Annotated in this window: 12 protein-coding genes; 6 read left to right on the top strand and 6 right to left on the bottom strand. The window is 65.1% G+C overall.

What is annotated here, in order from left to right; translation table 11 throughout:
- Window positions 1-73: 73 nt before the first annotated feature.
- Together M3A49_RS28630 and M3A49_RS28635 are read right to left on the bottom strand one after the other, a co-directional pair.
- Entirely contained in the window at window positions 74-1555 is a 1482-nt protein-coding gene (locus M3A49_RS28630; RefSeq protein WP_266232024.1) for a carbohydrate porin, read from the bottom strand.
- A 98-nt stretch (window positions 1556-1653) separates the two neighbouring features.
- Window positions 1654-2016: a hypothetical protein gene (locus M3A49_RS28635; protein ID WP_266232025.1), complete on the bottom strand. Its 363-nt coding sequence runs from the start codon at window positions 2014-2016 to the stop codon at window positions 1654-1656.
- A gap of 919 nt (window positions 2017-2935) precedes the next feature.
- On the opposite strand from M3A49_RS28635, the gene M3A49_RS28640 reads away from it, so the two are divergent.
- From M3A49_RS28640 to M3A49_RS28660, 5 genes are all read left to right on the top strand, one after another.
- On the top strand, window positions 2936-3076 hold the full coding sequence (locus tag M3A49_RS28640; RefSeq protein WP_266232026.1) for a hypothetical protein: 141 nt from the start codon (window positions 2936-2938) through the stop codon (window positions 3074-3076).
- A 170-nt stretch (window positions 3077-3246) separates the two neighbouring features.
- Complete coding sequence (locus M3A49_RS28645; RefSeq protein ID WP_266232027.1) at window positions 3247-4581, top strand: nitrate/sulfonate/bicarbonate ABC transporter ATP-binding protein; 1335 nt, start codon at window positions 3247-3249, stop codon at window positions 4579-4581.
- Window positions 4582-4822: 241 nt separating this feature from the next.
- Window positions 4823-5599 carry a DUF4118 domain-containing protein gene (locus tag M3A49_RS28650; RefSeq protein WP_028205798.1) on the top strand — a complete coding sequence of 259 codons (777 nt, stop codon included), beginning with the start codon at window positions 4823-4825 and terminating at the stop codon, window positions 5597-5599.
- 16 nt (window positions 5600-5615) lie between these two features.
- Window positions 5616-6521: an alpha/beta hydrolase gene (locus tag M3A49_RS28655; protein ID WP_266232111.1), complete on the top strand. Its 906-nt coding sequence runs from the start codon at window positions 5616-5618 to the stop codon at window positions 6519-6521.
- Entirely contained in the window at window positions 6518-7309 is a 792-nt protein-coding gene (locus M3A49_RS28660; protein WP_375541842.1) for a MipA/OmpV family protein, read from the top strand. Before M3A49_RS28655 ends, M3A49_RS28660 begins: the two co-directional genes overlap by 4 nt.
- 24 nt (window positions 7310-7333) lie before the next feature.
- Here the strand turns inward: M3A49_RS28660 and M3A49_RS28665 are convergent, their stop codons facing one another.
- The 4 genes from M3A49_RS28665 to M3A49_RS28680 are packed head-to-tail and all read right to left on the bottom strand — an operon-like array spanning window position 7334 to window position 11789.
- Window positions 7334-8566, bottom strand: coding sequence for an NAD(P)/FAD-dependent oxidoreductase (locus M3A49_RS28665; RefSeq protein WP_266232028.1), 1233 nt, complete (start codon window positions 8564-8566; stop codon window positions 7334-7336).
- A gap of 27 nt (window positions 8567-8593) precedes the next feature.
- Window positions 8594-8947 carry a RidA family protein gene (locus M3A49_RS28670; RefSeq protein ID WP_028205794.1) on the bottom strand — a complete coding sequence of 118 codons (354 nt, stop codon included), beginning with the start codon at window positions 8945-8947 and terminating at the stop codon, window positions 8594-8596.
- 2 nt (window positions 8948-8949) lie between these two features.
- Window positions 8950-10476: an amidase gene (locus M3A49_RS28675; protein WP_266232029.1), complete on the bottom strand. Its 1527-nt coding sequence runs from the start codon at window positions 10474-10476 to the stop codon at window positions 8950-8952.
- Window positions 10477-10502: 26 nt separating this feature from the next.
- Entirely contained in the window at window positions 10503-11789 is a 1287-nt protein-coding gene (locus M3A49_RS28680; protein WP_266232030.1) for an MFS transporter, read from the bottom strand.
- Between the two features lie 102 nt (window positions 11790-11891).
- On the opposite strand from M3A49_RS28680, the gene M3A49_RS28685 reads away from it, so the two are divergent.
- Window positions 11892-12557, top strand: a complete 666-nt coding sequence (locus M3A49_RS28685; protein WP_266232031.1) for a helix-turn-helix domain-containing protein — start codon at window positions 11892-11894, stop codon at window positions 12555-12557.
- The last annotated feature ends 24 nt before the right edge of the window (window positions 12558-12581 follow it).

Here is a 12581-nt window from a genome sequence, read left to right on the forward strand (position 1 = left end):
GCGCAACACAGCATTTCGTCATCCTGCACGTTCCTGCCGCCGCCAATCCGGCGGTAGGAACGACGTTTTCCAATCAGAACGCGACTGTCGTACGCAGGCCGAGCACCGCCTCGTCGCCAATCCGCCGCGACGGATTCTGCGGGTCCGGAATGCCGCCGGCCGGCCGGAAGAAGTACTGAAAGTCCGCCTGCAATTGCCACCACGGCGCGATCTGATACTGGTAAGTCGCTTCCAGAACCGTCTCGGCGCTGCGCGACGGGTAGCCGGGCGCCGAGATCGCCTGGGCGCTCGCGTAGTCCTGCGCATGCGAGCCGATGTGCGCGTAGCCAACCGCCAGGCCGGCCACGTCGTTGTCGCGTCCCTTGAACGGCGCCTTGAGCGTCACGCCCGCGTTGACCCCGAGGTCCACCAGGTTGCGGTCGCCGGGCGCGCCCATCACGCGCGCGAACACCCCCACCGACTGCGGACTATCGGCGCTCGGACGCCACACCATCTGGTCCGCCACGGCATAGATGCTGTAGTTGCCCCGATGGCTAACCGGGCCGCCCACGCCCGTCACGCCCGTTGCCGGATCGGCGAAACGGTTGCTGTTGTACCAGAAGCCAAGCTTGTAGGTTCCAGGCATTCCGCTTGGTTTGGGGTCCGAATTATTGGCGGGCGGCTGATTGATTGCATATTGAATTTCGCCGATCACCAGAGCCCGGTTGCCCAGATTGAAATTCGTGCCGCTCGCGTTGAGCTTTTGCGGGTCGCCCTCGCCCGGCGCCGGGTTACCGTCGAATACGCCGCCGAGCACGGTAATCGCGTCCGTAGGCGTAGCGCGCACGCGCACGCCGAGCGACGAAAGCGGATACGCGGGGCCGCCCGCGGGCAGATCGACGGACGGCAGCACCGACCAGCCGAACGTCGCGTTCATGAACGTATTCGCGTACTGGCTGACCATGAACTCCTGGTCGAGGCTTTGCTGACCGACCTTCACGTCGACCTTGCCGCCAGGCAGCGTCTGCTGGTACCACAACTCCCACAGGCGGGTCGAGGCATCGGCCTCGATGCCGCTCGCGTTCTGCAGCGTTTGCAGGTTGCGCGCAGTCAGGCTCGTGCCGTGAATCTGGAAGCCGGACACATTGAAGATGCCGCCAGGCAAACCGAACGCCTTCTGCGTGTCCATGCCGAGGCTGAATTCGGTGACGCCTTGATAGGCGCCTCCACGACTCGTGCCGCCGCTCACGTTGCCCATGTACTCACTGGTTTCCTGCAGGCCGAACGACAAGCCGTACTGCGCGAGCCAGGGCCGCAAGCCGCCCATATCGCCAAAGAGGTTCGAGCGTTCCCAAAGGCCCGTGGGCGCGGCTGCGTTCTGATCGGCAGCGGGCGCTTGTTGCTGATCCGCTGCGCCGGATGACGAAGCAGGAGAAGCAGGCGAAGCCGGTTGAGCGGGCGCATTTTCGCCGCTGGTCTGCGCGAAGGCGGCAGGCACGACGCCCAGCGAGAGGACAGCGCTCAGCGTAATGGGGCCGCGCGAACCGAGCAGCCTGCTCTTGAGGATGTTTTTCATAGTATTTGTGGGGCTGTAGTAAGTTGCGGACGAGTCCGCTATTCAGCGCAGAGCGTGCCTGCGAAGCTTGATGAAACTGTGTCCGGCGCGCAGGTTGTCTACGCGAAGCGCAAACGCGGCCATAAAGGATGCTCCGGCTCAGTGTCGGACGCGGGCGCGCACAGCAGCGAAACCGGCGCGGCTGCCGCTACGGTCGCGCCGAGAAGCACGTAACCCGTGGGCGTGAGCGGATGCCCCGCGTGAACGGTGCGCAGCGCGCCGCGTGCCGCCATGTGCGCCGCGCGGCGTGCGAGGCGCATCGAACGGCGGCGCACGCCGGCGGGCGTGGCGCGAACCGCAGCCGCGAAAGCGAAGCCGTGCAGGCGGGCGAGCGCCGCTGCAGCCACCAGAACCCGTGCGCGACGGCAGACAGCCCGCAACGCGCGCAGTTGAAAGACAGGAAAGAGAAAGACGAACATCATCCCTCCGCGTTGGCCGCTGCGATAAGCGGACGAAATGCGAAAGCGCAGCCATTTCTGCAAGCAAGCTTGCAAATGGCAATCAATCAGAGGGAGCGTGCTGCTGAGAGACTGGTCGCAAAGGCGACTGAGACCAGTCGGTAACGAAGCGCGCTAACCCGGCATAAGCGAGTTAGCGGCGAAGGAGTGAACCTGCGGCGACTATCTCGCGGTTGTGCTGCCGGCGCTGGCCGGCATCGGACTTCCACTGCTGGAACATGCGTCCACGGAGGACTCCTTTGCTATGACGGGGCGGATTGTATTGGGCACGCAGATAAAAACGCAAGTAAAAAAAGCATAAAGACGAGGCCTGCGCAACAGCCCCGCAGACTCCAATTTCTTTCAACCGCGTTTCTTCAACCTTCAGAATTGAATCTCTGCTCTGCTTAGCAATTTTGGTTGACTTGGTGTTTTTACCGAGACTAGAATTCGCCCGTCTTCTCAATGGGGCCGACGCCTTGGACAGTAGCAGTAGTCGACCTTCGAATAGTTTCGCTGCCTGACCGGCAGGACATCCGCTCCCTTTCCCGAGCCGCCGTCCTGCCAGCAGGCAGACGGTGCGCGCCGTAGCAGTCTTCCTTCGTGCAGCCCAAACCATAGCGCCATGCCGACGCGGGCTCCGCTCGCGTACGCGTTGACGCAACCTCGCGAGCGCTTGCGCCCGCGGCCGCCGTACGCCTGCCGCCCCTTCGTGGCGAGTGCCGGCGTGCGCCCAGCATGAACAGGAGCCGACATGCCCGACAGTGACAGTTGCCCTTACCGCTTGCCTTCAGGCTCGTCCGAGGAAAGCACGTAGACCCATGCAACCGCGCCGACTGCGCGGCGACCGAACGTCTGCGGGCTTTGCACTCGCCCATACACGCCAGACGTCCGGAGAAACATCATGATGTTCGGTCTGCTTTTGTCGCATCTGCCTCACGTCAACGAGGCGCGCTCACACTACGAAGCGCTGCTGTCGCTCGAACCCGTTCGCCGTCACCCCTGGAAAGACCTGTGGCGCCGGATCAAGTCCCGGTTTTCCTAAGTTCTGCCAAACTCCGGTCACGAAGATTCGCCATCGTTGGAAAAGCGAGGCGTTCCCTGATCGTGGCCGTGAGGTGAACATTCCCTTTCACGCGCTTTTCGTTTCGCCATGAATCGGCTGTTATACGCGTATGCCGAGTCCTGTCTTCGTCTTGATTGAGTATCAATCTCATGCAAAACCTCAAAACGACCACTCCCGACATGCCGCAGACGCAGCCCCGCACCGGCCAGGAGGTGCTGTGTGTCCAGCATGTGTGCCGCGGTTTCGGCAAGAACCCGAGCGAGCAACTGGTGCTCGACGACGTGGACGTCACGCTGCGTGAAGGTGAGATCGTTGGCTTGCTGGGCCGCTCGGGCTCTGGCAAGTCCACGCTGCTGCGTATCATCGCCGGCCTGATTCCGCCCACCAGCGGCAACGTGAACTACCTCGGCAAGCCGCTGCGCGGTCCGGCGGAAGGCGTCGCGATGGTGTTCCAGACCTTCGCGCTGTTCCCGTGGCTCACGGTGCTGGAAAACGTCGAGGCCGGACTGGAGGCGATCGGCGTCGGCCCGCACGAGCGACGCAAGCGCGCGCTCGCCGCCATCGACCTGATCGGTCTGGACGGCTTCGAAAACGCCTATCCGCGCGAGCTTTCGGGCGGCATGCGCCAGCGAGTGGGCTTCGCGCGCGCGCTCGTGGTCGATCCCACGCTGATGCTGATGGACGAGCCCTTCTCCGCGCTCGACGTGCTCACGGCCGAAACGCTGCGCACTGACCTGCTCGACCTGTGGACGCAAGGCCGCCTGCCGATCAAGTCGGTGCTGATCGTCACGCACAATATCGAGGAAGCGGTATTCATGTGCGATCGCATTCTCGTGTTGTCGTCGAACCCGGGCCGCGTGGTGGCCGAAATTCCGGTGCCGTTCAAGCATCCGCGCAATCGTCTCGACCCGGTGTTCCGCAAGCTCGTCGACGACATCTACGCAAAGATGACCGCACGCCAGGCGGGCGCGCCGGCGAAACCCGAACTCGAGCCGGGCAGCTCGCTGCCGGGCGTGTCGGTCAACCTGATGGCGGGCCTGATCGAAACGCTGGCCGCCGCGCCCTACAACGGCCGCGCGGACATGCCGGAAATCTCGCGAACGCTGCAACTGGAAATCAACGAGCTCTTCCCGGTCGCGGAAATGCTGCAGCACCTCGGCTTTGCGGAGGTCAGCGAAGGCGACGTGGTGCTCACGCACGCGGGCAAGACCTTCAACGAATTCAATACGCAGGAGCGCAAGCTGATGTTCGCCGAACACCTGCTGCGCAACGTGCCGCTCGCCGCGCGGATCAGCACGGTGCTTAACGAGCGCCCCGGACATCGCGCCCCGCGCGTGCGCTTCGAACAGGAACTGGAGGACCTGCTTGCCGACGACGCCGCGCAGGAAACGCTCGACGCCGTGATCGCCTGGGGCCGCTATGCCGAGATCTTTTCGTATAACGACAAGACCGGAATATTCAGCCTGGCCGACGTCGAATCCTGACGTCTGAATCCGGCGACGGTTTCCCGGCGGCCTCGTATCGTCGATCCGACGTTTGTAAACAGTGGTAATATCCGGGACTCGAAAAAATCGTCAGAGCGCTGACGGTGACAGGCCGGTCACCGCCGCGCGGTTCTGCCGTTCCTGTCGAATTCCTTGCACTGCTTACAACTAAAGCGTCAGCGATTGCCCGTGCGCAATACGCGCGCGACGGCCCGTCACGCGGCGGGCGACCCGGGAAACCATGAAAGTTCGTAACGCCCGCCTCTGGGCGCCAAGAGGCCCGCGCCGGTGGTGCATTGCCGCTGGCGCGCTCGCGCTCGCGAGCGCCATCCGCTTCGCGCTGCATCCCCTGCTCGGCCCGATGATGCCGGGCACGACGTTCTGTATCGCCGCTTCGCTGGTCGAATACTTCCTCGGCCTCGCGCCTGCGCTGACCGTGATGGTGCTGGGTCTCGCCATTGCGGACTATATGTTCGTGCCTCCCTACAATTACATTACGTTCCTCGACACGCGCGATGTGATCCTGATGGTGTCCTATCCGCTCGTCACGATCATCGTGATCACGCTGATCGAGCGTCTGCGGCGCGAGCAGTTTCGCGCGCAGTTGATCACCTCGGTCGCGCAGTCCCGCTACGAAATGCTACTGCGTCACGACAACGAGCGCGCGCTGGCGCGCCGCGCCGTCGATGAAACGCATCGCCTGCTGCGGCATCTCGCGCAGCATCACGAAGGCTTCATCCTCATCAAGGGGCTCGAGCGCAATGCCGCCCAGCGCGCAAGCGTCGGACAGAGCATGTCGCAAGCGCTGCCGGCCGCCGCCGAAGTCGCGCCCGGCCCGCTCTTCGACGCGCTGCATCCCGACGACGTGCAGCGCCTCACGCACGCCCTGTCACCGGGCCATCATCGCGTGCGCCTGCGCAGCGAGCAGCACAAGCGCGAGTACCGGCACATCAATTGCAGCTGCGAACGCTTCACCACTCACGCGGGCGATTTTCTCGTGCTGCGCACGGAGAGCTGACATGGCGACGCTCGACATGGAGCTGGGCGCTCCCGAAACGACAGCCGTGCAGTCCACTCGCTTTTTCTGCGAAGGCGACGGCCACGCCGTGCTCATGCTTCACGGGCTTTCCAGCTCGCCGATCGAACTGCGCTATCTCGCGCGCTATCTGCAGGGCGAAGGGTTCACGGTATGCGCGCCCGTCATCGACGGTTATAGCGCCGGCACCGGCCAGTTGCCGATGGAACAATGGGTCGAAAACGCCACGCGCGAGTTCGACGCCCTGGCGGCGCGCTACGAGCGCGTCTCGATCTGCGGGCTTTCGATCGGCGGCGCACTCGCGCTGCGTCTGATTCGCGAGCGGCCCGCCGCGCAGTCGCTCGCGCTGCTCTCGCTCACGCTCGCCTACGACGGCTGGGCGATCCCGTGGTATCGCTTCCTCCTCGACTGGGCGTACTTCACGCCGCTGCGCCACCGCTACCGCTATCGCGAGGCCGAACCGTTCGGCGTGCGCAACGAAGCGCTGCGCAAGAAAATCGCGCGCGCCATGCAGCGCAGCGATTTCAGCGAGGTCGGCCCTTCGACGATCGCGCTGCCCGCGCTGCATCAGGCGCTGCGCCTCGCACGCGCGGCGCGCAAGGATGTCGCCGCGATCGAAAACGACACGCTCGTGATCCACGCGATCGACGACGAAACGTCGAGCCCGCGCAACCCGCGCCACGTGATCGACCGCATCGGCTCGAACTTCCTGCGCACGCTGTGGCTCGACGATTCGTATCACATGATCACCTCGGACAACGAACGCGAGATCGTTGCGCGCGAAACGGCCCTGTTCCTGCGCGAAAGCGAAGTCGCACGCGGCGCGAAGGACGCGCCGGTCGTCTCCAAGGCACTCGCCCGGCGTCTGCGCCAACTGGCGGCAGTGGGAAGGAAAAATACGTGAAGCAATCCGCAGTAGCGAAAGGGCTGGCGTGCGTCGCCGCGCTGACCCTGGCCTCGCACGCATGGGCCGATACCGACACCGCCAGTACCGCAACAACCGACTCGCCGTGGAAAATCTCGATCGGTCCGGGCGCCTATTTCGCGCCCGAGTATCCGGGCGCGCGCCACATGAAGGTCTATCCGTTCCCGTCGCTCGACATCTCGTACCGCGACCGCTTCTTCTCGCAAGGGCCGGACGTGCTGGGCGTGAACGTGATTTCAGCGGAGAACTACCATGTGGGCGCTTCGCTGAGCTTCGACTTCCAGTCGCGCACCGTGTCGGACGACCCGCATCTGCACGGCCTGAGCAATGTCGATGACGGCCCGAAGCTGCGCCTCTTCGCCGATTACACGCTGTGGGCGTTCACGGGCGCCGTTGCGATGTATCAGGACATCAGCGGCCACGGGCAAGGTACGACGGCAACGGCGGACCTCTATGTGTCGCTGCCGCTGACGGGGTGGCTGTTTTCGGTGGGACCGGGGCTCACGTGGGCCAACGGCGTCTACACGCGCACGCTATTCGGCGTGACGCCGGACGAGAGCGCGGCATCCGGCTTGCCAGCCTATGCGCCGGGCGCGGGCATTCGCGATCTGCACATGACGTTCTACATGACGCACGACTTCTCGAAGCACTGGGTCGGTTCGGTGAACGCAACGTTCGGACGCCTTCAGCATTACGCCGCCGACAGCCCGATCACCGAGAGCCGCCGCGAGATCACGGCGTTCGCGGGGCTCAATTACCGGTTCTAACCACGTGCGCCGGTGCGCGCCAAGTCAGAACCGCTCGACGCGGAATGGCCGGGGGTCCACCACCGTCGGCGCGCCCGTCATCATTTCCGCGATCAGGCGCCCCGTGACCGGGCCGAGCGTGAGACCGTGGTGTGCGTGACCGAAAGCGAACCACAGGTCGTCGTGCTTCGGCGCAGGCCCGATGATCGGCATCATGTCGGGCGTGCAGGGGCGGCGGCCCAGCCACGGCTCGGCATCGAGCCGCGCGCCCAGCGGGAAGATATTGCGCGCGAGTGGCTCCACGGCTTCGAGCTGAACGGGCGTTTTCGGCGAATCGCGCAAGCCGAGTTCGACGCCGGTCGTGAGGCGCGTGCCGCGCACCATGGGCGTAATCAGGAAGCCTGCTTCGGCGTCGAGCACCGGCTGGTTCAGCTTCGCCCCATTCGTCAGTGCGTAATGCATGTGATAGCCGCGTTTCACGGCGAGCGGCAATTCGTAGCCCAGCCGCGCCGTGAGATCACCCGACCACGGCCCCATGGCAATGACCGCCGACTTCGCCAGCACGGGGCCATCTTGTGTCATGACGCGCCACGACGGCTCGAGCGTCGCCGCGTCGCCAATCAGCACGCGGCCGCCTAGCTGCTCGAAGAGCCTCGAGTAGGCCGTCACCAATCCCTTCGGATCGCTAACCGAATCGGAATCGGTGTAGCGCACGCCGCCCACCAGCGCGTGGCTGAGCGCGGGCTCGGCGGCGCGCAGCGCCGCGGCGTCCAGTGCCTCGTGGCCCACGCCGTACTCGCGCTGCCAGCGCTGCGCCTCGGCCACCGTGGCGTCCATGGCGGCGGCGCTGCGAAACACCTTCATCCAGCCGTTGGTGCGCAACAGCGCCTGTGCGCCCGCCGCCTCGATCAGCGCGCGATGCTCGGTCACGCAATGCTCGATGAGCGTGGCATACGCGCGAGCGATCTCGGCGTGCCGGTCGGCGCGCGAATGATGCCAGTAGCGATAAAGAAAAGGCAGCAGCTTTGGCATCGCGCCTGGGTGATAGCGCACGTCCGTCGAGCGGTTGCGTGCGTAGCGCAGCAGCGTCGCAAGCTCACGCGGAAACGCATAGGGGTAGACACCCTCGCGCTGAATCAATCCCCCGTTGCCGTGCGATGTTTCGTTGCCTGGCGCCCTGCGGTCCACGAGCGCGACCGAGAGGCCGCGCCGCTGCAACTGCAAGGCCACGGAAACGCCGACAATACCGCCGCCAAGCACGACCGAATCGAATTTCATCACGCAATGTTCCTGGCTCGAAGGCACTCAGGCGAGCGCGGTGACGGCCACTTCGACGTCGAGGCCCGGGCGCATCAGCAAGGCCTGCACGCAGGCGCGCGTGGGTGCGTGCCCCTGCGGAACCCAGGCGTCCCATACGGCATTGAACGCCTCGAAATGCTTCGGGTCGCTCAGCCACACGTTTGCGGTCAGCACGCGCGTTTTGTCCACGCCCGCCGATGCGAGCAGCTTGTCGATCCGCGTGAGGATTTCGGTAGCCTGAACGTCGATCGGCGCGCCTGCGGTATCGGGCACCTGGCCCGAGAGATACACCACGCCATTGGCGATCACCACCTGGCTCATGCGCGCGTTGGTTTGCAGTCTTTGAATGTCGTTGCTCATGTTCATACCGCCGATAGGCCGGCAGCGTCGCTACCGGCTGGGTCGTAAATGGGAGGCGCCGTGACGATGGACGTCAGCGCCGGATTGGCTTGCGTCAGGCGCGCGAGATCGGGGCGCGGGCGACGCAGAAGAGGATACGCCGAAAACGCCGTTTCCAGCGCCTGCGAGACCGCGAGCGTCTTCATGTCGCCGCGGAACGGACCTACGATCTGGAGTCCGAACGGCATGCCCGCGTGATCGACGCCGCATGGCAGCGCGAGCGCAGGATGCGTGGTGAGCGTAACGACGTACGTGAGCGCGAGCCAGCGGTAGTAGTTCTCTTGCGCGCGGCCGTCGATCTGTGCCGCATAAAGTTCGGTCCACCGGAACGGCGTCACCGGCGTGGTGGGCGAAACGATCACGTCGTAGCGCGCGAACGCGCTCTGGAAGCGCTGGTAGATGCGCGTTTGCTCCGCTTGCGCCCATGCGCTGTCCGAGAGCGACATCTTCGCGCCCATTTCGTAGTTCGCGCGCGTGTTCGGACCGAGCGCGCCCGGGTCACGCGTATAGGCGGCATGCAGGCCCGCGACGAAGCTCTCCGCGCGGATCACGTCGAAGCAGCGATGCACGTCGCCAAGATCGAATTCCACCGGCTCGCAGGTATGGACGATGCGCTTGAGTTCCGCCATGCGCGCGCGGAATACGGCGCGAATCTGCGGGTCGACGTCGCAGCAGCCGAAGTCTTCGGTATAGCCGATGCGCAGCGTCGACGGATCCATGTGCGCGGGCAACGCGAACGCATTGGCATCCACGGCATAGCTCAGCGGATCGCCAGCCGATTCGCCCGCGGTTGCCGCGAGTTGCAGCGCCGTTTCGGCAACGTCGCGCCCCATCGGCCCGACCACCGAGATCGGCGTCCAGCCGAGCAGCCGGCGCGAATTGGGCACAAGCCCCGGTGAAGGACGGAAGCCCACTACCCCGCACTTCGCGGCGGGGATGCGCAGCGACCCGCCGGTGTCGGAGCCTGTGCAAACCGGCAGCATGTCGCACGCGAGCGCCGCCGCCGAACCGCCCGACGAACCGCCCGCATTGAGTCCGGGGTTGAACGGATTGCCTGTTGCACCCCATACCGGGTTGCGCGTATTCGCGCCCGCACCTAGCTCCGGCACGTTCGTCTTCGCCACGAGAATCGCGCCCGCCGCGCGCAGGCGCTCCACGAGCACCACGTCGCGCGAGGGCACGTGGCCGCGCGACATCGGCGAGCCGTAGGTCGTGAGCAGGCCCGCCGTGTCTTCGAGATCCTTTACGCCGAGCGGCAGGCCGTGCAGCAGGCCGAGCGGTTTGCCGTCCATGACGGCCTGCTCGGCCGCCTTGGCGGCTTCACGGGCGGCGTCGAAACACGTCGCCGTAATCGCGTTGACGGCCGGATTCACGGCTTCGATGCGCTCGATGCACGCATCGAGCAGTTCAACGGGCGATATGGCTTTCGCGCCGATCAGGCGGCGCAGTTCGACGGCGGACAGGCTGACCAGCTCGGTCTTGTCAAGCATCGTTCGGTTTCCTGATGAAGGGGTGTTCAGCCGATGGCCTCGCCGGTACGGTCGCGCAGCCAGACGAGCGGAATCAGCGAAATGGCGCAGGCAGCCGCCACATACCAGGCGGGCGCAAGCGGATTGCCTGTGCGCGCAACGATCCAGCTTGCCACAAGTGGCGAAAATCCGCCGAAGATCGAGGCGCTCACGACGTAGGTCAGCGCAATGCCGGTGGCGCGTACTTCGCGTGGGAAGAGTTCGGGGATCATCACGAGCACCGGCACCACCTGCCCCGCCACGAACACGGAGAGGAAGGCGGACACCGCGCAGAGCAGCGCCATGGAAGGCGCGGCGGAAAGCCATGCGAACGCCGGATACACACTGAGCAGCAGCACGACGCGCGAGATCACGAGCACGCGCTTGCGGGTGTAGCGGTCGGCCAGCTTGCCCACGAGCGGCGCGGCTATGAACAGCACGAGCGAGCTGACCACGCCCGACGTGAGCGCCGCCGTGGAGGAAAGATGCAACACGCGCACGGCGTGGTTCGGCAGAAAAAACGCCGTGATGTAGATGGACACCGAGCCGCCGAGTTCGGCGAACGTCCCGAGTATCGTCAGTTTCAGATGCATGGTGAGCGCCGCCTTCAGCGCGCCGCTTCGTGGCGCGCCGTGTGCGGGCGCCGTGCTCAGCGTTTCTTCGAGGCGGCGGCGAATCAGCATGCCCACGGGCGCCGCCACAATGCCCACGAGGAATGGAATGCGCCAGCCCCAGCTATCGACCGCCTCCTTCGGCAGCAGGACGTTCACGAGCGTGGCGACCGCCGCGCCAAGCGCGAGGCCCAGCGCCGTCGCCGCGAAGTTCCAGCTTGCGAAGAACGCGCGTGTGTTGTCGCTCGCATATTCCACGAGCAGCGTCGTGCCGGGGCCGAACTCGCCGCCCGCCGCAAAGCCCTGGATCAGGCGCGCCGCAAGCACGATGAGCGGCGCGGCGATGCCCGCCACCGCGTACGGCGGCGCGCAGGCGATCAGCGCGCAGCTCAGCGCCATCAGCATGATGGTGAGCACCATGGCGCGCTTGCGTCCGGCGCGGTCCGCATAGGCGCCGATGACGATGCCGCCGAGTGGACGCACCACGAAGCCCACGCCGAACAGGCCGATGGAAAGGAGGAACTGGTTGACCGGCGAGGCAGAGGGAAAGAACAGCTTGCCGATCTGGATCGCGAAGAAGCTATAGATCGTGAAGTCGTAGTACTCGAGCGCCGTGCCCAGCGTCGTCGCGGCAATGACCTGGCCCTTCGAAAGACCCGTTTTTCCCAGTGCAATTGAGGCCACGACGCTGCTCCTTCAAAAGGGAGTCGAGATGCGAGTTATCATATACGAGAAAAAAACATTTCTCGTATACGACAAAACCCGTAACCGGGAACCGTCCCTTCCATGGCAAAGAGCGCAGTACAAAATCACGCAATCGGGCAGGCCACCAGGCAGGCAACCGGACAGGCGGCAACGGAAATCGATCACGCGGCCGTCGGCGCGCGTCTGCGCGAGGCGCGCAAGGCGCGCGAGCTGACGTTGATGCAGCTATCGGAGTTGTCGGGCATCGCCGTCTCGACGATTTCGAAGGCCGAGCGCGGCGACATTGCGCTCACCTATGACAAATTCGCGGCGCTCGCGCACGCGCTGAACGTGGACTTCGACACGATTTTCGGGCGCAGGAAGCGCAAGGCGGCCGGCCCGATGAAGCCGTCGCTCACGCGCGCGGGCAAGCAGATGATTTACGACACGCCGAACTACGAGTACGGCATGATCGCCAACGACCTCACGGGCAAGCGCATGGTGCCGATGCGCGGACGCATCCACGCCCGCACGATGGACGCGTTTCCCGATTACATCCGCCACAGCGGCGAGGAGTTTTTGTTCCTGCTGGGCGGGGAGCTGGAACTGCATTTTGAAAACGGCACTGTCTTCAGGCTGTCGCCCGGCGACAGCCTCTACTTCGACAGTGCCGTGGGGCACGTGTATCTGAGCACGGGCGCCGAGGATGCGGAGGTGCTGGTCTGTTGCGTAGACAACGACTCACACCGGCTGCCCGAAACGCTCTGAGCGAGCGCTCGCAAGCGTGACGCC

Origin of the sequence: Paraburkholderia sp. CNPSo 3076 (assembly GCF_026343935.1) — a bacterium.
GTDB classification, from domain to species: Bacteria; Pseudomonadota; Gammaproteobacteria; order Burkholderiales; family Burkholderiaceae; genus Paraburkholderia; species Paraburkholderia nodosa.